The following is a 19,844-nucleotide window of genomic DNA, read 5'->3' as shown; positions in this document are numbered from 1 at the left end:
GGTATGGGATACCTGAAAACACTGTTGGGCGTCACCTTGGCGAGCATGTCCTGTCTGGCCAGTGCCCTCGAAGCGGTGCCGGCGACGCCTGTCGCGCACGCTGCCCAGGCCATGATGCTGGGGGCGGCCTGGGCGCAGCGGCGGGTGGTCGCGGTGGGCGACCACGGCATCGTGCTGCTTTCCGATGACACCGGGCGCAGCTATCACCAGGCCCGCTCCGTGCCGGTCTCCAGCAGCCTGACCGGCGTCAGCTTCGCCGATGCCAGGCATGGCTGGGCGGTGGGCCATTGGGGGGCGATTCTTGCCAGCGACGATGGCGGCGAGCATTGGCAGGTCCAGCGCCTGACTCCTGACCAGGACAGGCCGCTGTTCGCCGTGCACTTCTTCGACAACCTGCGGGGCGTGGCGGTGGGGCTGTGGTCGCTGGTGCTGACCACCGACGATGGCGGGGCGACCTGGACCGAGCGCAACTTGCCGGCACCCGCGGGCGCCGGCCGCGCGGACCTCAACCTGATGAGCCTGTTCATCGATGATCGTCATCACAGGCTCTATGCCACGGCCGAACGCGGGCAGCTGTTGCGCTCCGACGACAGGGGGCAGACCTGGCGATACCTGGACACCGGCTACGACGGCACGCTCTGGACGGGCGCTGTGTTGCCCGATGGCGGACTGCTGGTGGGCGGCCAGCGTGGCACCTTGTTGCGCGGGACGCCTGACGGCGCGTCGTGGCAGCGCATTGCGCTGGACAGCCGCAGTTCGATCACCTCGATCGCGGTGGACGGCCAGCACGTGGTCGCGGTGGGGCTCGATGGCCTGCAGGCGCGCAGCGAGGACGTTGGGCGCACGTTCACGCTGTCACGCCGCAAGGACGGCGTGTCGCTGACCGCCGCGCTGGCCGGTGGCGAGGATGGGCCGTTGCTGTTTTCCCGGCGTGGACCGGGGAAAGCTTTGCCTTGAAGTGTGTACCGCCTGTGGCATCGAGTGGCACAAGCGCATCGTCCTGATCCTGTGCGCACCCCTGGCGATCCTCGGCAAGGATCCTCTCTACTAAAATACATAACACTAGTTGCGTTAAATCGATCAGCGCAGTAGAGTCAAAAAAAACAACAACAAGCCGCAGGAGGATCGTCATGTGTGCCAGCCGCTTCTCGAGCGCCTGCCGCACAGCGGTTTTACCGCTGCCTGGAGAGCGTGCATGAATACTTTCAGCGATACATCGCAGCCCAACCCCGGTTCACAGCGGTTCCGCCTGCTGGGCGGCTGGGTCGAACGCCCAGACGATCTACAGCCAGCGCTGGAGGGCGATGTCAGTGCCGATGTGGTCATCATCGGCGCAGGTTTCGCCGGCCTGTCCACGGCACTGGAGCTGACTGCGCTGGGTGCCAGCGTGGTGGTCCTGGAACAGGATTTTGCAGGCTTCGGCGCCAGTGGCCGCAACGCCGGATACCTGGCCGGCAGCATGGGCGTGGAGTTCGAGCTGTTCCACAAACGGGTGGGCGTGGAGCAGGCGCGGAAGATCGTCGCGTTCTACGATGAAGGCGTCAGCTACGTGGAACGGCGCCTGCGTGAACTGGCCATCGACTGCGACTACAACCCCTCCGGCATCATTCGCGCTGCGGTGCACCCGTCCCAGGAGAAGAAGCTGCGCCATGGCATGGCGCTGGGGCAACAATTGGGCTCTGTCACACGCTTCGTCGAACCCGATGAAATGCGCGCCCGTGGCATCCCTCCAGCGTTCCTGTTCGGCTGCACGCAGCACGGCGGCACGCTCGATCCCGGCAAGTGCGTCATGGGGCTGCGCCGCGCTGCCCTTCGGGCCGGAGTGCGGCTGTTCGAGCAGACCCGGCTGTTGTCCTATCAGGGAGGCGCAACCGTCATCTGCCGCAGCGAACGCGGCAGTGCCAGCGCGCCATTCATGGTTTTGGCCACCAATGCCTACACGCCGCAGTTGGGGCTGCTGCGCGACAAGGTGGTGCCGCTGCGGGTTTCGGCGATCGAGACCGCGCCGTTGTCCGAGGCGCAGCTACAGACCCTGGGATGGCAGGGCAGGGAAGGGATCGTCACCCCGCACTGGACCATGGAGAGTCATCGCCTGACGGCGCGTGACACCTTGCTGGTCACCACCAAGCAGCTTGGCTATGCCTACGGCTCGGCCACGCCCAACCAGCCGGATGTGTCCGCCTACAAAGCCTTGCAGCAGGCTTTGGGCGAACGTTTCCCAACGCTTCGTGGCACCCCCATCCGCGCTTGCTGGAGCGGTTACATCAGCCTGGCCTACGACGCCTTGCCCGTGGTCGGCGCCACAGGTGCCCGCGACAACATTCTCTATAGCGCCGGTTGTTCCGGCCATGGCGTCGGTACCCAGTCGCTGGTTGGCCACCTGTTGGCCGAACGCATCGGCGGTATCGAGCACCCGCTGCTGGCGGCGCTACGCCACAAGACACCTTCGACCCTGCCCGAACCGCTGCAGTGGTGCGCCATGCAGGCCGCCCTGGCGGGTGTGAACGGGCTCGACCGCCATCTGAACCGCAAAGCCCGGGCCTTCCAGGCCCAGTAACTTTCTCGACTGCGCAGGCCAGCCCGCCTGAGGCCGGCCCGCGCTCGCAACCTTGGAGCACGCATGAACAGCAATTCCAACGAGGCCATCCGAGTGACGGCCTGGGCCGCGATCCTGGGCGGTCTGTTTGCCTACCTGAACGTCGGCTTCATGCTGATGGTGACGCACGGCGACATGACGGTGACCCTGGATGGCGCGCAGATGCTGAGTTTGCCGGAGCAACTGCGGCAGTACTTCAGGCTGTCGATGTTCGCCGACCTGCTGGGTTTCTACCTGCCGTTGCTGGTGATCGGCGGCTACCTCTGGCGGGCGTTCCGTGACCAGGCCGGTGCATTGGGTGACGTGGCCGCCCTGGCCATTGCCACCTACGTGGTGCTGGGCGTGGTGGGCGCCGGCTTGCAACTGTCGGTGCTCAATCCCCTCGCGGCGCTTCACCAGAGCGGCTCTCCGGCGGTGCAGGCCGCCGCCGAAGTCACCTGGACCAGCATCGCGGTGGGCAGCCAACGCGGGCTGTGGTGGTGCGAGGGGCCGGTCGTGCTGTTCTGGGGGCTGGTGGTCGGCAGCCAGTTGAAGCATGCCGGTTGGGGGGCTTCGATCCTGTTGCCGCTGAAGATCGTCGGCTGGTGCTTCGGCCTGTACTTCATCGCGGGGTTTTTCCCGCAGCTTGATGCCCTGACCAATGTCCTGCTGGTCATCGTGGTGCTGATCTTCCCGTTCTGGATGGTGCTGTTCGGCGTGCAGTTGCGCCGACGCTCGCTGCGCCTTGCGCTTGGCGCGTGACCCGCAGGTTAGCCAGCCGTACCACACGCTGCCCGAAGGCGCGTGCTCAAACTACAACCGTGCGAGGTTTGCGAAATGGCTGAAAAGCCCCCCTCCAATTCATTCGATCTCAAGCGTCGGCAATTGCTGAAGTTCGCCGGCGCCACGGCGGCCGTCGGTGGCCTGGGCCTGCAAGCGTTGCCGGCAAGCGCCGCCGAAGGCACGGCCCGCGTTCGCGACAGCGATGATGGTGTACTCGACGTCGCGATCATCGGTGCCGGCATGGCCGGGCTGACCGCCGCACGCGACCTGCACAACGCAGGCTGCCAATCATTCGTGGTGCTGGAGGCACGCAATCGTGTCGGCGGCCGGGTGCTGAACCATGACTTGGGCGGGGGCCAGATCTCCGAAGCCGGCGGCCAGTGGATCGGGCCTGGGCAAACTGCGGTGGCCGACCTGGCGCGTGAACTCCAGATAGACACTTTTCCGACCTACTACCAGGGCAAGACCGTGGTGCTTGGCGGGGAAGGGCGGCTTGAGGTCGACCTGCACGGCACCTTCGGCACGGACGAGCGCATCGGCGCCAAGCTCAGCGAACTGTCCAAGGTCGTGCCCTCCGGCGCCCCGTGGGCTTCGCCAAGGGTTGCAGAGCTGGACAAACTCTCGGTGGGCGAGTGGCTGGCCCGGCAAGGCATCAAGCCCGAAGAGCGATCGGGGTGGGACACCAGTCTGACCCTCACCGGCGGCGTGCCACCGGCCAGGATGGGGTTGTTGCATTTCCTGTCGATGATCAACTCGGCGAGTTGCGACTACATGAAGCTCGACTCGATCAAGGACAGTGCGCAGGGCACACGTTTCGTCGGCGGCTCGCAGCTGTTGTGCACGCGCATGGCCGAGGGGCTGGGTGACAAGCTGCGCCTGGCCTGCCCGGTGCGCGAGATCGCCGACTGGGACCGCGAGGTGGTGAGGCTGGTCACCGACCAGGGCGAGGTCCGCGCACGCCGGGTCATCGTGGCGATCCATCCTGCGCTGTGCAACCAGGTACGCTTTCAGCCCGCACTGCCCGAAGGCCGGGCCGCGCTGCAACGTGCCTGGCCAGCCCACAGCCCGGCACGCAAGACCGCCATGGTCTACAAGCGGCCGTTCTGGCGGGACAAGGGGCTCAATGGCCACACCGTAGAGGTGAAGGGGCAGGTGCTGTGGGCGTGGGACAACTCGCCGCCCAATGGCGAAATCGGCGTAATCAACGCTTTTATCGTCAACGCCATGGTGCCGTCCGAACCTGTCGCGGCGCAGCGTGCGCTGGCGCAAATCTACGCACGGTCCCTGGGTGACGAAGCGCTGAACCCCATCGGCTATCACGACCATGACTGGGGGCAGGCCGACCCCTGGAGCATCACCTGCGTATCGGCAATCCCGCCCGGCTTCTGGAGCCAGCATGGGGAATCCCTGCGTCCGGCCTGCGGCAACCTGATCTGGTCGGGGACCGAAACCGCCGAAATCTGGGCGGGCTACATGGATGGCGCGGTGCGTTCGGGTCATCAGGGCGCGCTGCAGGCGCTCGCTTCGCTGCGTCAGGCTTGAGGGGCGGTCATGAAAAAGAAACTGCTGTTGGTTACCGGCGTAGTGCTGGTGGTACTGCTGGCGCTGTTCGGGCGCGACCTGCTTGGGCTGTACCGGCTGCTGGACTATCTCGACACCACCACCCAGGCCTACGAGGCAGAGGGGCCCTGGCCACAGACGGCGGATGCCTGCCTGGGGTGCCATGGCAAACAAGGCAGCTCCCTGCACCAACGTTATCCGAGTCTGGCGGGACAACCCGCGGACTACTTGAAGACACAGCTGCACAACTTTGCTAGTGGCCAGCGCATGAACCCGAACATGCAGCCGCTGGCCATGAGCCTGACTGAAAAACAGATCTTCGAACTGAGCGATTACTACGCGCGTCAGCCGGCGCTCGACAACCATGGGTTCGACCCCGACCCGGCCCTGCGCGCGCAAGGCGGCAAGCTGGCGGCGGCGGGCGCCTGCGTGGCCTGCCATGGCGAGCATCTGCTGGGGCAGGGGCCATTCCCCCGCCTGGCCGGGCAAGGCGCTGACTACCTCCTGGCACAACTGGATGCCTTTGCCGAGGGGCGGCGGACCGATCCGAGCGGTTCGATGCAGGCGATCAGCGCAACCTTGTCACCGGCGGATCGCAAGGCGCTCGCCCATTACCTCGCCTCGCTCGCCACTGCACCGAAATGACGTTCCGACTCCTATAACAAGAGAATTTCGCTATGGAAACCAAAGATGTTTTCGCCTTGCTCACCTGTGTGCTCTTGATCGCGTCCGGGGGTATCTACGGCATCAAGTTTCTGCGCAAGGGCAATTTCCTGCTGGGGCTGGAGTGGTTGATCGTCGCGTTTTCCGGCAGCAACCTGTTGATCTTCCTGCTGACCCAATCGCAGATCTCCTATGGCATCTCGTTCTTCTGCGATGCCTTCTCCCGAGGCTTCGGCATCCCCATCGTCACGGTGCTCGGCCTGATGGCGGTGACCCACAACTACAAGCCTTCGAAGCTCAAGGACGCGGCGATCTTCGCGATCACCTTCGCCAGCACGCTGGTCATGATCAAGAGCGACTTCATGGCCAAGCCATTGCCTTACTTCTATGTCGTCATGTGGTTCGCCTATTCGGCCTACCTGGCGTATTTCATCGCCAGGCTGGCCCGCGCGGGTGAGCGCCTGCATGCGCTGGGCGTGACCGTCGCGGCGATATCGGGATTGATCGTGGCGTGCATCTACGACTTCTATCCGATCCCAGGCGACGATACCAAGGCGATCTTCCTGTCCATCGCCCTGGTCACCTGGTCGTACATGATGATCCAGCTGTACTACGCCTTCTTCGCCCTGGAGCGCGCCAAGGCCTGCGCGCGTTGATGCAGCCGTTCGCGGGCTCTGCGCAGCCTTGCAATCCACCCCGGAGTACAGCCCATGTCCATTGAACAAGTCGCGCCGGCGGTCGAGCGCATGCGCGAGGTATTTGCCCTCCAGCGCCAGGCGTTTGCCGAAGCACGTTATCCCTCGTACGTATCACGTCGAGCCAACCTTCAAGCGCTCAAGGCGCTGGTACTGGAGCACGCAGATGCTATCGCGGCGGCCATTTCCAGCGACTTCGGCCACCGCTCGGTACACGAGACCAAACTGCTGGACGTCTTTGGCCTGGTCAGCGAAATCAATCATGCGATCAAAAGCCTGAAACGCTGGATGAAACCGAGCCAGCGCGGGGTCGGTCTCTGGTTCCAGCCAGGGCGTGCGGCCGTGCTCGCCCAGCCGCTCGGCGTGATCGGCATTGCCGCGCCCTGGAACTACCCCCTCTACCTGACCTTGGGGCCGCTGTGCGGCGCCCTGGCCGCCGGCAATCGCGTCATGATCAAGGTCGCCAGCGATTCGAGCCACTTCGGGCGGCTGCTGGCCGAGCTGCTGGGCAGGCGCTTTGCCGAGGACCTGGTAGCGGTCATCCAGCCAGGTCCCGGTATCAACGACGGCTTCTCGCGCTTGCCGTTCGATCATCTGATCTTCACCGGCTCGCCCGCGGTGGGCCGGCAGGTCATGCGCAACTGCAGCGAGAACCTCACCCCCGTGACCCTCGAACTCGGTGGCAAGTCCCCGACACTGGTAGCCCCCGATTACCCCTTGCGCAAAGCTGCCGACACCATCCTCTGGGGCAAGTGCCTCAATGCCGGGCAGACGTGCGTTGCCCCGGACTATCTGTTCCTGCCAGCCGGCAGCGAAGAGGCGTTCATCGAGCATGCGAGCGCGGCGGTCAGCCGTCATTACCCGGTACCGCTGGCGGACAACCCGGACTACACCTGCATGATCAACCCGCGCCAGATGGCACGGGTCGAAGCCCTGCTGGCCGATGCCCGTGACAAAGGCGCGCGGGTAGTCGCCCTGGCCGACGCCGAAGGCGCCCGCCGGGTCGGCAAGCTGGCGCCGCACCTGGTGTTCGACGTGCGCGACGACATGCTCATCATGCAGGAGGAGATCTTCGGGCCCGTGCTGCCGGTGCTCGGTTATCGCCGGCTGGAAGAGGCGGTGGACTACATCAACGCCCACGAACGGCCGCTGGCCTTGTACCTGTTCGATGAGGACCAGGGGCGTGTCGAGACGCTGTTGCGGCAGACGATCTCCGGCGGCGTCTCGGTCAACAGCGTGATGTTGCACGTGCTGCAGGAGAACCTGCCATTCGGTGGGGTCGGCCACTCGGGGCTGGGCCACTATCACGCCGAAGAGGGTTTCCAGACATTCAGCAAGATGCGGCCGATCTTCTATCAAGCCAAGCGCAATGGCAGCTTCCTGCTCAAACCGCCCTACGGTCGCCTCACCCAGGCGCTGCTGCGTCTGATGCTGCGCTGAGGCTCGGTGTGCTGGGCGGGCATGACGAAGTCGCTCCGAGTTGACGCTGCTCCCGTGATCGTCATGCCCTTTTTGGCGCCCTTCGGGGCGCCTTTTTTTTCCGGGGTGCTGCGTCAGGGGTAGGCTGGTGGAGCTTTCACGCAGGACGCCACCGCCGGATTGCTCGTTGGGCGGTGGCGATGTCGGGCCTGAACGATATCAGCCCTGGGCGACCCACTCGGCGCCGCGCTCGCCGATCATGATCGCGGCGGCATTGGTGTTGCCGCCGACCAGCGTTGGCATGATCGAGGCGTCGATCACACGCAGGCCATCGATGCCGTGAACACGCAGCTGGCTGTCGACCACGGCCATGTCGTCCCGGCCCATCTTGCAGGTACCGACCGGGTGGTAGATGGTGTCGGTGCGTTTGCGCAGCATCTCGACCAGCTGTTCATCGCTGTGCAGGCCGGCGCTGTAGAAGTCGCGCAGGCCGAAGCTGGCCATCGGCGTCTGGGCGATGATCTCGCGGGTCATGCGGTAACCCTTGAGCAGGGTCTCGACGTCGTCGTCGTGGTCCAGCAGGTTCGGGTCGATGCGCGGGGCGACACGCGAGTCCGGCGAGGCCAGGCCCACGCTGCCGATGCTCTTGGGGCGCAACACGCAGACATGACAGCTGAAGCCGTGGCCCCAGTGCAGCTTGCGGTTGTGGTCATCGACCGTGCCGATCACCGAGTGCAGCTGGATATCCGGTCGAGCGAGGGTCGCGTCGGTCTTCAGGAATGCGCCGGCCTCGGCGCAGTTGCTGGACAAAGGGCCGCGACGGTGGCGCAGGTAATCGTAGGTCGCCTTGCCCATCTTCAGGCTGCCCGACAGGGACACGCCCAGCAGCGAGGTATCGCTGCTCTTGTAGCACAGCACCACATCGGGGTGATCACGCAGGTTCTGGCCCACCCCCGGCAGCTCATGCCTGACCGCGATACCCTGGGGTTCGAGCTCGGCCCGCGGGCCGATGCCCGAGAGCATCAGCAGATGCGGGCTGCCGAAGGTCCCCGCGGCCAGCAGCACTTCCTTGCGCGCCTTCAGGTGTACCCGAGTTCCCTTGATCAGCGCCTGCACGCCAGTGGCGCGTTCGCCCTGGAGCACGATGCTTTCGACATGGGTGTTGGTCAGCACCGTGAGGTTACGGCGTTGGCGCACCGGTTTCAGGAATGCGGTGGCCGTGCTCCAACGCCGGCCATCGCGGATGGTCACGTCGTAATAGCCGACACCCTCTTGCCGGGCACCATTGAAGTCTTCGTTGAAACCGTGTCCGGCACGCAGGGCCGACTCGACGAAGGCTTCGGTGACGACATGGCGATGCGCGGGGCCGACGTAAAGCTCGCCTTCGCCGCCGTGGTAGTCGTTGTCACCGCCATGGTGCATCTCGCTCTTGCGAAAGTAGGGCAGCACATCGTCGAACGACCAGCCTTCGTTACCCAGCGCGTGCCAGTCGTTGTAATCGTCGTGATGGCCGCGGATGTAGATCATGCCATTGATCGAGCTGCTGCCGCCCAGCACCTTGCCGCGAGGCTGGTAGCCATGGCGACCGCCCAGGCCTCGCTGCGCAGTGGTCTTGAACGCCCAGTTGACATGCCGTGTCGGCAGGATCGCGGCCACGCCGACGGGGGTGTGGATCAGCGGCGAGCGGTCTTCCGGGCCCGCTTCGATCAGGCCCACGGTGACGCCGGGGTCGGCGCTCAGGCGATTGGCAAGGACGCAGCCGGCGGAGCCTGCGCCTACGATCAGGTAGTCGAATTCCATCTTGTTGTTCTCGAGTGGGTGGCGAGGTAAAGGAGGCGAGCGGGCGGGCTAGCCGTCCCAGGCGGTGTACTGGTTGACGAAGCGGGTGATGTTGCGTTGCGCCGCCTGGGCCTGGGGCAGGGCGGCGATCATCTGGAACACATGGGGCAGGCGCTTCCAGATCTCCAGGTGAACCGGCACGCCGGCCGCCGAGGCCTTGGCGGCGGCGCGCACCGAGTCATCCAGCAGCATCTCGGTACTGCCTACCTGGAACAGCAGCGGCGGCAGGCCATCGAAGCGGCCGAACAGCGGTGATACCGCCGGCTGTCCGTGGGATTCGGCGGGGGCATAGAAACCGCGAATGCCGATGGCGAAGGCCGGGGTGAAGATCGGGTCATGGCGCGCATTGTCCAAGGCACTCGCGCCGCTGAGGGTGAAGTCGAGAAACGGCGAGAGCAGCACGGCGCAGCTCGGCAGCGGAGTGTCTTCGTCCCGTAGCCGTTGCAGCAGCGCAAGCGCCAGGTTGCCACCGGCGGAGTCGCCGGCGACGACGATGTCGCTAGCCTTGAAGCCCTGCCCCAGCAACCAGCGGTAGGCGTCGAGCGCTTCGTGAAGCGCGGTTGGAAATGGGTGCTCGGGGGCCAGGCGGTAGTCCAGCATCAGCGCCCGGGTCTTCAGTGGCCGGCACCAGCTCGCGACCATCGCGGCGTAGACCTCGGGGGTATAGGCAACGAAGGCGCCGCCATGGATGTACAGCAATACCCGTTCAGGTCGGCAATGGGCCGGCGTCAGCCATTGGGCGGCGACGCCATTGCAGTTCACGTCGGCGCGGTGTACATCGGTCGGGAATGTCTTGGGCGCCTGGCCATCGAGCCGTTCGAACTGCCGGCGCAGCTTGCCGATGTCGATGCGCAGGCCATGCCCGGACTTCACCAGCAGGCGCAAGGCCAGGTTGAGCAGGCGGTTCTTCCAGCGGCCCTCGGCTGGGTCGATTTCGCGGGTATGGAGCTGCGCGTTCATGACACCACCTCGTGCTGGGTGGGGGTAGGCCAGTGGTAATCGTGCAACTGTTCGCGCAGCAGCACCTTGCTGACCTTGCCGGTGGCGGTGTGCGGCAATGCCTCGATGAACACCACATCGTCGGGATAACAGAATCGCGCGACCTTGCCGGCGTAATGGGCCAGCAACGCTTCGCGGCTCACGGCCTGGCCGGGTTTGAGCACCACTACCAGCAACGGGCGCTCATCCCACTTCGGGTGGGCGATCCCCAGCGCGGCGGCCTCGGCGACCGCAGGGTGGGCCATGGCGATGTTTTCCAGGTCGATCGAGCTGATCCACTCGCCACCGGACTTGATCACATCCTTGGCGCGGTCGGTGATCTGCATGAAACCGTCAGGGTCGAGGGTGGCGACATCCCCGGTGGGGAACCAGCCATCGACCAATGGGCTTGCCTCGATGCCGAAGTACCGATCGACCACCCAGTGGCCACGCACCAGCAAGGTGCCCGTGGTCTTGCCGTCACGCGGCAGCTCGTTGCCATGCTCGTCCACGGTTTTCAGGTCCATGCCGAAAGGCGGGCGCCCCTGCTTTACGCCGATGGCGAAGCGAGCGTCGTCTTCCAGGTCGAGGTGCGAGGCCTTGGGCGTGTTCACCGTGCCCATCGGCGACAGCTCGGTCATGCCCCAGGCGTGTTGCAGGCAAATGCCGAACTCCTCCTGGTAACTGCGCATCATCGCCGGTGGGCAGGCGGCGCCGCCTACGATCATGCGGCGCAAGCGGGGGAGGCGGCTTGCGTATTGGCGCATATGCTGCTGCAAGCTCAGCCATACGGTGGGCACGCCAGCGGAGAAAGTGACGCGCTCGCGCTCGAAGAGTGTGAACAGGCTCTCGCCGTCCAGGCAGGCGCCCGGAAACACCAGCTTGGCGCCCACCAGTGGTGCGGAATAGGGCAAGCCCCAGGCGTTGACGTGGAACATGGGGACCACCGGGGCGACGACCTCGCAGGCAGACAATGCCAGCGCGTCCGGAAGGGCGCTGGCCAGCGCATGCAGCAAGGTGGCGCGATGCGAGTAGAGCACTCCTTTGGGGTTGCCGGTGGTCCCCGAGGTGTAGCACAGCGCCGCCGCTGAATGCTCATCCAGCACGGGCCAGGCGAAGTCCGCCGACTCGGCCGCCAGGAGCTGCTCGTAGCACAGCAGGTTGGCGATCTGCATGGCTGGCATGTGCGCAAGGTCGGTCATCGCCACCCAGTGCCTGACGCCCGGGCAATCCGCTGCGATGGCCTCGACCAGCGCCGCGAAGCCAAGGTCGAAGCACACGACCTCGTCCTTGGCGTCATTGATGATCCAGGCCACCTGTTCGGGGAACAGCCGGGGGTTGATGGTATGGGTGATCGCGCCGGTGCCCGATATCGCGTAGTAAAGCTCGAAATGCCGGTAGCCATTCCAGGCCAGGGTGCCCACGCGACTGCCGGGCCCGGTGCCGAGGCGGACCAGCGCGTGGGCGGCCTGCCTGGCCCGTCGGTGCGTGTCGGCATAGGTATAGCGATGAACGGGACCTTCAAGGGTGCAGGAGACTATTTCCGTGTCGCCGTGATAGCGCTCGGCATGTTCGAGCAGCGAAGGGGTGGTCAGCGGCAGCGTCATCATTTGGCCTTGCATCGGGTTCTACCTTTCTTGTTGTCATGCCCCGGCCACGCTGGTCGTAGCCAGGTGGACGGGAACAGGGTGTGGTCAACCGGTGACGCGGGAAGGTCGTGGGGCAGGGATTTCCCGTGTGCTCTGGAGGAAGGCCAGGCGCGGATCTTCGACGGGATCCTTGAGCAGCATCTTCTTGTCGCGGCCGTAGTGCATGAAGACGAACCACGGGTAGGCCTTGCCCTGGCGCGGGAGAAACTGCTGGTCGCGCTGGATGTAGCCGGACTTCATCGAGTTCATGATCCCGTCGTCCAATGCGTTGGCTGCATCGTCGCGGGGAGTCACGACATCGAAGTCGTGCTGGTCCATGTAGTGGAAAAGCCGGCACAGGTACTTGGCCGCCAGGCCGACCTTGAGGGTCCAGGAAACGTTGGTGTAGCCGAATATCCAGGCCATGTTCGGCAGGTTTTCCAGGAGCACGCCCTTGTAGGTCATCTGCTCGCCAATCGGGTAGGGGGCGCCGTCCACCGACACCATCATCCCGCCCAACACCTGGAGCCTGAGCCCGGTCGCCGCGATGATGATGTCGGCCGGCAAGTGCTTGCCGGACTTGAGCACAATGCCGCTTTCGCTGAAGCGCTCGATGTGATCGGTTTCGACCGAGGCCCGGCCACTGCGGATGGCTTTGAACAGGTCGCCGTCGGGCACCGCGCACAGGCGCTCGTCCCACGGCATGTAGTGGGGGGTGAAGTGGCGCATGTCGGCGTCGGGGCCGACCTGGCGACGGACGTGCGAAAGGATGATCCTGCGCATCAGTCGCGGCCATTGCCGGCAGGCGATATAGGCGGCCCGATACAGCACGATATTGCGCTTGCGCGCCAGGCCATAGGCCCAGCGGGCGGGCATGATGCGCGAGAGCGCGGCGGTGAGTGTGTCGGTGGAAGGCAGCGAGTAAATATAGGACGGGGAGCGCTGCAGCATGGTGATATGCGCGGTTTTGTCGGCCATGGCCGGGATCAGCGTGGCCGCGGTGGCACCGCTGCCGATCACCACGACGTGCTTGCCGGTGTAGTCCAGGTCCTCGGGCCAGTGCTGCGGGTGGACCCGCACCCCTTTGAACGCCTCCTCGCCGGGAAAACTCGGCAGGAAACCTGCGTCGTGGTTGTAGTAGCCGGTGCAGCACAGCAGGAACTTGCAGCTGTATTGCCGCACCGTTGCGCTGGCCTCATGCACGGCGCTGACCTGCCACAGGCGTTGCTGGCTGCACCAGTTGGCGCCGGTGATCTTCACGCCGTAATGGATCTTCTTGTCCAGGCCATGCTGCCTGGCCGTGTCCTGGATGTAACGCCGGATCGAGGCGCCGTCGGCGAGCACCTTGGGGCTGCGCCACAAGCGGAACTTGTAGCCGTAGCTGAGCATGTCCGAATCGGACCGGATGCCCGGGTAACGGAACAGGTCCCAGGTGCCGCCCATGCAGGCGCGCCGCTCGAGGATCGCCAGGCTGCGCTCAGGGAACTCCTGCGCCAGCTGGCAGGCGGTACCAATGCCTGACAGGCCAGCGCCGATGATCAAGGTGTCGAAATGTTGATGGTTCATGAGGTCTCCGGGCCTGGCGGCCCAGGCTTGTACTTGTTGTTATGGCGGACTGTAGAACGAGGAATAAATTTACGCAACAACTGTTATGTTTAGTGCCGAATCAACACCGCTCAGGTCCGCCGGTCGCTGCGGCACAACCCCTTACGGGTAGTGATTCACGATCGCCGCCCGGTTGAAAACAGGCATCTCTCTACTCAGCGAACGCTCGGCGCGAGCCCTGCGATGTAGTGCGCCAGGGCCTCGAGTTCTTCCTCGGAAAGGACGGCGGCGGTAGCGTTCATGGCGCCGCTGGGATCGCTGCGCTGGCCGTGCTTGAACGCCATGAGCTGCTCCAGCAGGTAGGCCTGGCCTTGGCCGGCCAGACGCGGCGCCACCGGGCTGCCGGACAGCGTCTCGCCATGGCAGGCGGTGCAGCCCCGGGTAGTGGCACTGGCGTGGCCGCGGGCACGCAAGGCGTCATCGGGGGCCGGTGCGTCGGTCACCTGCGGAACCTGGCGGGCGAAGTATTCGGCCAAGGCCTTGATGCGTTCATCGCTCAGGGCCGCCGCCAGCGGCTGCATCTGCGCGCTGTGTCGCGTGCCCTGGGCAAACGCCTTAAGCTGCGCCTGGATATACGCTGCCGGCTGCCCAGCGAGCGCCGGGTAGAGGCTGTTATGCGGTTGCCCGCGAGCGCCATGGCAAAGCGAACAGGCATCCTGCGGTTGCGGCCAGGCGCCGCCATTGGCCTCATAGCTGGCGTAATGCTGATCGAGGGCGTTCATGAACCTGTATCCCGCGAGCAGCTTCGGGCCATGGAAGGCCGTGACCCCAAGCAAGCCTGCGACAAGCATTGCACTGCCCAGCAGCAGGGTGGGCCTTTTCATGCGTGCCTCCGGGTGCCGGCAAGTGCCTGCAGGGCTTCGAGCGCCGCGCGGTGACCGGCGCGTACCGCGCCGTCCATGCTGCTGGCCCACAAGTCCGCGGTCTCGGTGCCCGACCAGATCAAGCGCCCGACAGCAGGCTTGAGATAGCGCCCCCAGCGGGTCAGGAAACCGGGGGGAATGGAGCCGACGCAGGTCAAGGTCCAGGGGTCGACCTTGGCCCAGTCGTGATCGTGGAACTGCATGACGTCGAGAGCTTCCTCGCCCAAGGCCTTGGCGTAGATGTTCGCGAGGGTGCGTGCGGCCTGCCCAGGGTCATCGCTGAGCTGCGCGCTGCGCACGAAGCCCATCAAGATGCCGACGCTGCCGTCTGGCGGTGAGTTGTCGCAGGACAGAATCAGCGGCCCGTCGGCCTGGATGACTTGGCCGTTGAGCCCTTTGTCCCGCCAGAAGGGGCGCGCATAGACATGCACGGTCTTGCGCATGGGCGCCGAGGACGGCCACAGGCGTTGCAACTGGGCACGGCCATCGGGCAGTGGCGGGTCGAAGACAATCTGGTTGCACAGCGCCGGATGCAGGGCGGCGATGACCTGGCGTGCGCGGATGAGCCCCTGGTCGGTGTGGATCTCGACGATGTCCTGGTCCCAGCCGACGATCCGGCGCACCGGGCTGGACAGTTTCACCCGATCGCCCAGCGCCTGCGCCATGCGTGTGCACAGCACCTGTGAGCCGCCTATGAAGCGGGTCTCCTGGGCGCCGCCCTTGAAACCCTCGAGCTTTGCCATGCTGCAGTCGGCGGAGTTGATGAGGGAGAGGTAGTGCAGCAGGGAAAGGCTGGAGGGTGGCGTGCCGGTGGTCAGGCCTATGGAGGTGTCGAAGGTCAGCCGGCTGGCGTTGTCGATGCCCTGATTCGCCAGCCATTGGCCCACCGACAGCTTGTCGAGTGCCTCGGCGTCCGCCGCGGACCAGGGTTCTTTGCCAGGTACCCGGCGCGACAGCTGGTTGAGCTTTCCGGTCGCCGGGTGATGGGCGCCCTGGCCGCTGCTCAAGTCTTCCTCGTAGCGGGCTTCACCGACCAGGTAGACATTGCGCCCTTGGTAGTAGGTGGGGAAGGTTTCGACATCGAGCTCGCGTGCCAGGTCGAAGATCGCGGTCTGGCCTGGCCCGATCCATTCCCCGCCGGCTTCGGAGATCACACCATTGCCAAGCGGGTGGTTGTAGGTGCGTCCGCCCACGCGGTCCCGCGCTTCCAGCACGGCGAAGGACATGCATCCGGCGCGTTGCAGGTCACGGGCCGCAGTCAGCCCGGCCAGCCCGGCACCAATGATCACCACGTCCAGCACCTGTTCGGGTTCTGCTCGCAAGGCTTGCGCCATGGCCCGTCCGCTGAGGGCGGCACCGCCGATCAAGGTGGCGCTGGCAAGTGCTTGCACGAGCAAGCGCCGCTGCCGCGCCGACAATGACAGTTCTGTGTTTTCCTGATCCATCTGCACCTCGGCCAACCTGTTCTTGTATTTAGATAACTTTAGTTATGTAAAATACTACTGCGCTCTGTCGGCAAAGGGAATACCCCCTGGACGGCGCTTGGTCAGGTTGGCTGGAGTCGTTGGAAGGAGGTTCGCGGGGAGAGGGGCAGCGCTCTTGAGATCGAGCGCTGCGAAGCTGTCGTCAGGCAGCCTGTTGCCAGTACACGATGGGTTACTGGGCTTTGGCCCGGTTCTTGACCGTGGCTTTCGCGACCTTGGGCGGGGAGATGAGCAGGATCAGCGCGTCGAGCAGCGCCTGGCCACGCTTGGCACTGAACCGCTCCGGCTCGATGGGCATCATCATCAGCCAGCCGTCGCAGATGGTGCTGATCTGGTCGGCCAGTACATCGGCCGGAATATCGTCGCGGATCTTGCCCTGGGCCTGCCCTTGTTCGATCACCACGGTGAACACCTGGCGGAACTTCGCATAGCGCTGCCTGATGATGTCGGCGAACACCGGTTCATGCCGGGCGTGGGCGAGCAATTGCAACCACGAGAGCCACATGGTCGATTCGTCGAAGTTGACCCATTGCAGCCATTGGCGAAGCAGCGAGGCGATGTCGAGGGAGGCCTGATTGGAGGCGAGCAGCAGGTCGACCTGGTCGAACAGGCTCTGTGCGACCTCGCCGATCATGTCTTCCTTGTTGGCGAAGTAGTAGGTCACCGCGCCCGTGGTACAGCCGGCCTGTTTGGCAACCTTGCGCATCGAGGCCCCGGCATAGCCTTCCTGCGCGATCACCGTGATCGCGGCCTCCAGCAGTTCCGCACGCTTTGCGTCGCGGTCACCGACAGGCCTGCCGCGTCGGGCAACGGTTTCCGGCGCGCTGCCGTCTGCGCGTGAAGGGGCGGCTGTGGGGCGGGCTTTGGTCTCAGGCATGGGCGCTCAGAACTGTCGAGGTCGGTTGAAAGGGCGGTCACAGGTGTCGATGCGGGTGCAAAGGCCCCAGCATAGAGAACTTGCGTGAATAAAACATCCCGCCCCGGCGCAGCCTTCCCACCTGCGCATGCCCCGCTCAGGCGTCGCCGCACCCCGCGACGGCCACTGCGCGAATCTCGACCCTCAGCGGCGCCAGTGCCAGCTGGCTGATGCCCACCGCCGTCCATGACGGATAGCGCGCCGGAAAGTACACATCCTTCACCTGGGCAAACGCGGCCATGTCGGCTTGCAGGTGGGTGTGAAACGTCGTCAGCTCGACCACGTCCGCCAGGCTCGCACCGGCTGTCTCGAGGACCAGCCTCAGCGACTGGAAGGCCAGGTGCGACTGCTCGACGATACCCTGCGCAGGTTGCATGGCCGCGTCGACGCCCACCTGCCCCGAGACCCAGATCAGGTCACCCACGCGGGTGGCCTGGGAAAAGTGGAAGTTGTCGTAGTAAGCCTGGGTCGCAGTTGGATTGATGGCCTGACGCTTGAGCGGTTTCGCATTCATCGAGGAACTCCTGTCAGACCACTTGGCGGAAGGTGGGGTGGCGGAACGGGGCGCCCGCGACCAGGTGTTCGAGCTCTGTGCTGAACAGCACGCCTTGCGGGGGGTAACCGGCGTCGCTGTGGGCCGGGAGTGGGCTGAAGGTGGCGTCGTCGCCGAAGAAACGGAACACGAATGTCCGTCGGCTTGGGAAGTCCTCGTCCACGGGTGCGCCGCCATGCAAGGAGCCCGGGTGCAGCAGCACCACATCGCCAGGCTCCGTGGCCCAGGACAGGATGTCGTAGGCCTGCGGGTCTTCCCGGCGTTGCGCCTCGATATCCGGCAGGCGGGGCAGGGCGCCATTGCCGTGCAATGGCTGGGTCGGGTCATCCGGGTTGGTGAAGGTCGTGCCGTCATAGCGCGGCCCACGATGGGAGCCACGGATGATTTCCAGGGCGTTGCGCTTGGGTACGGCATCGAAGCTGATCCAGGCGTTGCCCCAGTGGTGGCCGGCCCAGGGCAGGTAGGAAGTGTCCTGATGCCACAGCGTCCGGGCGCCCTGGCCCCCGGCCTTGAGGAAAACCTCCTCGGCGAAGTACCAGACATTCCGCGAGCCCCAGAGATTTGCGAACAACGGCCCTAGTGGCAGCTCCGCCACGAGCGCCTCGAGGCGCTCCTTGGCCAACGGGTTGGCGTTGTCGACGTGGGATTGCTGGATCGTCCCGGCGAACATGCGGGTGGCATGCGGGCCGTGGTTGAGCACGGCCCAGTCGTAGGCTTCGCGGCAACGCGACAGTTGCTCAGGGTTCAGAAGCCCCTTGATCAACACTGCTCCGTCTTCGTGATAAGCCTTTTTCAGCGCGTCTTGCATGACTGTTCTCCTGGTGGGTTTACACAGGTGAACTTGAGGCTAGCAAGCAGATGATAATAACGCAACGGTCGTTATTATAAATTGTGACGAGGCAGCCACTCACTGCCACTCACCCTGGTTTGCGAGAGGTCAAATCACCTTGACCGCCCGCCCTATGAACTTGATGGGCCCTGTCGGCAGCCCAGTGGGCGAGCCACCGGCTTTCTCCAGGGTCAGCTCGAACAACTGGTTGGCCTCCAGCGGCGGCAGGCTCTGCAGTGGGACGCGATAGGGTTTGCCTGGCTGCACCAGGCCCAGCGAGACCGGTGTGCGCCACTGTTCGCCTTTGGTCCAGAACTGCAGGGCCATGCCGTCGGGGACTGGGTCCTGCCCAAGCGGGATCAGCTCGATCATTCGGTTGTCGCTGGCCTGTACCACCCAGCCGGGGGCTTGGCTGCTCGGCGCCACCAACACCACCAGGTATTGGGTGGTGGGCGGTGGCGTAGTGAGCAGGAGAACAGCCAGCAGCACGCTTGCGGCCAACCCCGCGGCACTCAGCCCTTGCCACAGCCCGAGGCGTTGCCACCCATTGGGTCGCTGCTGGGCGTCAGGTGCGCTACGTTCGTCAAGGCTGCGCTGGATACGGCCCCACAGGCGGGCGCTCGGCGGCAGCGGGGCAGCCAGCGTGGTCAGCTCCAGCAGGCGGGCCTCCCAGGCATCCACGGCGGCACGCAAGGAGGGATCCGTGCCCAGGCGTTCGGCGACCGCGGCGTGTTGTTCGGGCGACAGTGTCCCCAGCACGTACTCCCCGGCGAGGGCGTCCAGCTCGCTATCAACTTCAGGCTTCATTCCAGGCACTCCCGCAGCGCCTTGAGGCTGCGCTTGATCCAGGCCTTGACGGTGCCCAGTGGCGCGCCCAGCAGCACGGCGATCTCGGCGTGGCTGCAACCATCCACATAGGCGTGCAGGATGCAGCGCCGCGGTGCGGCCTGCAGTTGTTCAAGGCAACGGTAGATCTTTGCCGAGCCTGACCAGAGTTCAATGTCATCCAGCGCCCCGCGTGCCGGGGGCGCAGTATCGATATCGGCTTCGTCCAGCACGGTTTCACGGCGGGTGTCGCGTATGGCATTCAGCGCCAGGTGGCGGGTGATGCTGTAGATCCAGCCGCGCGCCGATCCGCGTGCGGGGTCGAAGCTGGCGGCGCGTGTCCAGATACGAATGAAGGCATCGTGGACAATGTCCTGTGCCGTGGCGTCGTCACGTGCGATGCGTCGGGCAACGCCCAGCAAGCGCGCTCCTTCATGATCGTAGAGCGCCTGCAATGCTCGCCGGTCACCCTGTGCACAGGCCGTGAGGCAGTGGTGGAAATCAAAAGGGGCGGCGGGCGAGTTCAAGGTGTGCGGTTTCCTTGTGTCACACAGGTCACCCCGGCCATGCGGCCGGGGGCTTGCCAACGAGCGTAGATGATCGATCGCAGGGCGTCCTCTCAGTCACCG

18 protein-coding genes are annotated in these 19,844 nt (G+C 65.1%); 7 read left to right on the top strand and 11 right to left on the bottom strand.

The window, feature by feature from the left end:
• Window positions 1-3 precede the first annotated feature (3 nt).
• The 7 genes from CCOS191_RS15310 (at window position 4) to CCOS191_RS15280 (ending at window position 7,716) form a co-directional block, all read left to right on the top strand.
• On the top strand, window positions 4-957 hold the full coding sequence (locus tag CCOS191_RS15310; RefSeq protein WP_046855955.1) for a WD40/YVTN/BNR-like repeat-containing protein: 954 nt from the start codon (window positions 4-6) through the stop codon (window positions 955-957).
• 238 nt (window positions 958-1,195) lie between these two features.
• Window positions 1,196-2,557, top strand: a complete 1,362-nt coding sequence (locus CCOS191_RS15305) for an NAD(P)/FAD-dependent oxidoreductase (RefSeq protein WP_046855954.1) — start codon at window positions 1,196-1,198, stop codon at window positions 2,555-2,557.
• Between the two features lie 63 nt (window positions 2,558-2,620).
• Window positions 2,621-3,337 carry a hypothetical protein gene (locus tag CCOS191_RS15300; protein WP_046855953.1) on the top strand — a complete coding sequence of 239 codons (717 nt, stop codon included), beginning with the start codon at window positions 2,621-2,623 and terminating at the stop codon, window positions 3,335-3,337.
• Window positions 3,338-3,412: 75 nt separating this feature from the next.
• A complete protein-coding gene (locus CCOS191_RS15295; RefSeq protein ID WP_046855952.1) occupies window positions 3,413-4,900 on the top strand; it encodes a flavin monoamine oxidase family protein in 1,488 nt (495 codons plus the stop codon).
• A gap of 9 nt (window positions 4,901-4,909) precedes the next feature.
• Window positions 4,910-5,563 (top strand): c-type cytochrome, encoded by a 654-nt coding sequence (locus CCOS191_RS15290; RefSeq protein WP_046855951.1) that lies wholly within the window; start codon window positions 4,910-4,912, stop codon window positions 5,561-5,563.
• A gap of 32 nt (window positions 5,564-5,595) precedes the next feature.
• A complete protein-coding gene (locus tag CCOS191_RS15285) occupies window positions 5,596-6,237 on the top strand; it encodes a hypothetical protein (protein WP_046855950.1) in 642 nt (213 codons plus the stop codon).
• Between the two features lie 54 nt (window positions 6,238-6,291).
• Window positions 6,292-7,716, top strand: coding sequence for a coniferyl aldehyde dehydrogenase (locus CCOS191_RS15280; RefSeq protein WP_046855949.1), 1,425 nt, complete (start codon window positions 6,292-6,294; stop codon window positions 7,714-7,716).
• Between the two features lie 198 nt (window positions 7,717-7,914).
• On the opposite strand, the gene CCOS191_RS15275 is transcribed toward CCOS191_RS15280, so the two are convergent.
• From CCOS191_RS15275 to CCOS191_RS15225, 11 genes are all read right to left on the bottom strand, one after another.
• Window positions 7,915-9,495 (bottom strand): GMC family oxidoreductase, encoded by a 1,581-nt coding sequence (locus CCOS191_RS15275; protein WP_046855948.1) that lies wholly within the window; start codon window positions 9,493-9,495, stop codon window positions 7,915-7,917.
• Window positions 9,496-9,543: 48 nt separating this feature from the next.
• Window positions 9,544-10,494 carry an alpha/beta hydrolase gene (locus tag CCOS191_RS15270; protein ID WP_046855947.1) on the bottom strand — a complete coding sequence of 317 codons (951 nt, stop codon included), beginning with the start codon at window positions 10,492-10,494 and terminating at the stop codon, window positions 9,544-9,546.
• Window positions 10,491-12,134 carry a 3-(methylthio)propionyl-CoA ligase gene (locus CCOS191_RS15265; RefSeq protein WP_046855946.1) on the bottom strand — a complete coding sequence of 548 codons (1,644 nt, stop codon included), beginning with the start codon at window positions 12,132-12,134 and terminating at the stop codon, window positions 10,491-10,493. Before CCOS191_RS15265 ends, CCOS191_RS15270 begins: the two co-directional genes overlap by 4 nt.
• Before the next feature lie 72 nt (window positions 12,135-12,206).
• Window positions 12,207-13,706, bottom strand: coding sequence for a flavin-containing monooxygenase (locus CCOS191_RS15260; RefSeq protein WP_046855945.1), 1,500 nt, complete (start codon window positions 13,704-13,706; stop codon window positions 12,207-12,209).
• Window positions 13,707-13,900: 194 nt separating this feature from the next.
• Window positions 13,901-14,569, bottom strand: coding sequence for a c-type cytochrome (locus CCOS191_RS15255; protein WP_046855944.1), 669 nt, complete (start codon window positions 14,567-14,569; stop codon window positions 13,901-13,903).
• The gene (locus CCOS191_RS15250) at window positions 14,566-16,053 is read right to left on the bottom strand and encodes a flavin monoamine oxidase family protein (RefSeq protein WP_046857812.1); all 1,488 of its coding nucleotides are present in this window, start codon (window positions 16,051-16,053) and stop codon (window positions 14,566-14,568) included. Before CCOS191_RS15250 ends, CCOS191_RS15255 begins: the two co-directional genes overlap by 4 nt.
• Before the next feature lie 211 nt (window positions 16,054-16,264).
• On the bottom strand, window positions 16,265-16,969 hold the full coding sequence (locus CCOS191_RS15245; RefSeq protein WP_046855943.1) for a TetR/AcrR family transcriptional regulator: 705 nt from the start codon (window positions 16,967-16,969) through the stop codon (window positions 16,265-16,267).
• A gap of 136 nt (window positions 16,970-17,105) precedes the next feature.
• Entirely contained in the window at window positions 17,106-17,522 is a 417-nt protein-coding gene (locus CCOS191_RS15240; protein ID WP_046855942.1) for a RidA family protein, read from the bottom strand.
• Window positions 17,523-17,535: 13 nt separating this feature from the next.
• Window positions 17,536-18,369 (bottom strand): phytanoyl-CoA dioxygenase family protein, encoded by an 834-nt coding sequence (locus CCOS191_RS15235; protein ID WP_046855941.1) that lies wholly within the window; start codon window positions 18,367-18,369, stop codon window positions 17,536-17,538.
• A 129-nt stretch (window positions 18,370-18,498) separates the two neighbouring features.
• Window positions 18,499-19,197 carry an anti-sigma factor gene (locus CCOS191_RS15230; protein ID WP_046855940.1) on the bottom strand — a complete coding sequence of 233 codons (699 nt, stop codon included), beginning with the start codon at window positions 19,195-19,197 and terminating at the stop codon, window positions 18,499-18,501.
• A complete protein-coding gene (locus CCOS191_RS15225) occupies window positions 19,194-19,742 on the bottom strand; it encodes a sigma-70 family RNA polymerase sigma factor (protein WP_046855939.1) in 549 nt (182 codons plus the stop codon). Before CCOS191_RS15225 ends, CCOS191_RS15230 begins: the two co-directional genes overlap by 4 nt.
• Between the last annotated feature and the right edge of the window lie 102 nt (window positions 19,743-19,844).

This window comes from Pseudomonas sp. CCOS 191, from assembly GCF_001007005.1.
Taxonomy (GTDB): Bacteria; Pseudomonadota; Gammaproteobacteria; order Pseudomonadales; family Pseudomonadaceae; genus Aquipseudomonas; species Aquipseudomonas soli.
Note: the sequence above shows the minus strand (reverse complement) of the source record. Positions and strands in the feature narration are given on the sequence as shown.

What these genes read in the sequence shown, in the direction of transcription:
- CCOS191_RS15310 (WP_046855955.1), top strand. Translation starts at nt 4, where the DNA reads ATGGGATACCTGAAAACACTGTTGGGCGTCACCTTGGCGAGCATGTCC.
- CCOS191_RS15305 (WP_046855954.1), top strand. Translation starts at nt 1,196, where the DNA reads ATGAATACTTTCAGCGATACATCGCAGCCCAACCCCGGTTCACAGCGG.
- CCOS191_RS15300 (WP_046855953.1), top strand. Translation starts at nt 2,621, where the DNA reads ATGAACAGCAATTCCAACGAGGCCATCCGAGTGACGGCCTGGGCCGCG.
- CCOS191_RS15295 (WP_046855952.1), top strand. Translation starts at nt 3,413, where the DNA reads ATGGCTGAAAAGCCCCCCTCCAATTCATTCGATCTCAAGCGTCGGCAA.
- CCOS191_RS15290 (WP_046855951.1), top strand. Translation starts at nt 4,910, where the DNA reads ATGAAAAAGAAACTGCTGTTGGTTACCGGCGTAGTGCTGGTGGTACTG.
- CCOS191_RS15285 (WP_046855950.1), top strand. Translation starts at nt 5,596, where the DNA reads ATGGAAACCAAAGATGTTTTCGCCTTGCTCACCTGTGTGCTCTTGATC.
- CCOS191_RS15280 (WP_046855949.1), top strand. Translation starts at nt 6,292, where the DNA reads ATGTCCATTGAACAAGTCGCGCCGGCGGTCGAGCGCATGCGCGAGGTA.
- CCOS191_RS15275 (WP_046855948.1), bottom strand. Translation starts at nt 9,495, where the DNA reads ATGGAATTCGACTACCTGATCGTAGGCGCAGGCTCCGCCGGCTGCGTC.
- CCOS191_RS15270 (WP_046855947.1), bottom strand. Translation starts at nt 10,494, where the DNA reads ATGAACGCGCAGCTCCATACCCGCGAAATCGACCCAGCCGAGGGCCGC.
- CCOS191_RS15265 (WP_046855946.1), bottom strand. Translation starts at nt 12,134, where the DNA reads ATGCAAGGCCAAATGATGACGCTGCCGCTGACCACCCCTTCGCTGCTC.
- CCOS191_RS15260 (WP_046855945.1), bottom strand. Translation starts at nt 13,706, where the DNA reads ATGAACCATCAACATTTCGACACCTTGATCATCGGCGCTGGCCTGTCA.
- CCOS191_RS15255 (WP_046855944.1), bottom strand. Translation starts at nt 14,569, where the DNA reads ATGAAAAGGCCCACCCTGCTGCTGGGCAGTGCAATGCTTGTCGCAGGC.
- CCOS191_RS15250 (WP_046857812.1), bottom strand. Translation starts at nt 16,053, where the DNA reads ATGGATCAGGAAAACACAGAACTGTCATTGTCGGCGCGGCAGCGGCGC.
- CCOS191_RS15245 (WP_046855943.1), bottom strand. Translation starts at nt 16,969, where the DNA reads ATGCCTGAGACCAAAGCCCGCCCCACAGCCGCCCCTTCACGCGCAGAC.
- CCOS191_RS15240 (WP_046855942.1), bottom strand. Translation starts at nt 17,522, where the DNA reads ATGAATGCGAAACCGCTCAAGCGTCAGGCCATCAATCCAACTGCGACC.
- CCOS191_RS15235 (WP_046855941.1), bottom strand. Translation starts at nt 18,369, where the DNA reads ATGCAAGACGCGCTGAAAAAGGCTTATCACGAAGACGGAGCAGTGTTG.
- CCOS191_RS15230 (WP_046855940.1), bottom strand. Translation starts at nt 19,197, where the DNA reads ATGAAGCCTGAAGTTGATAGCGAGCTGGACGCCCTCGCCGGGGAGTAC.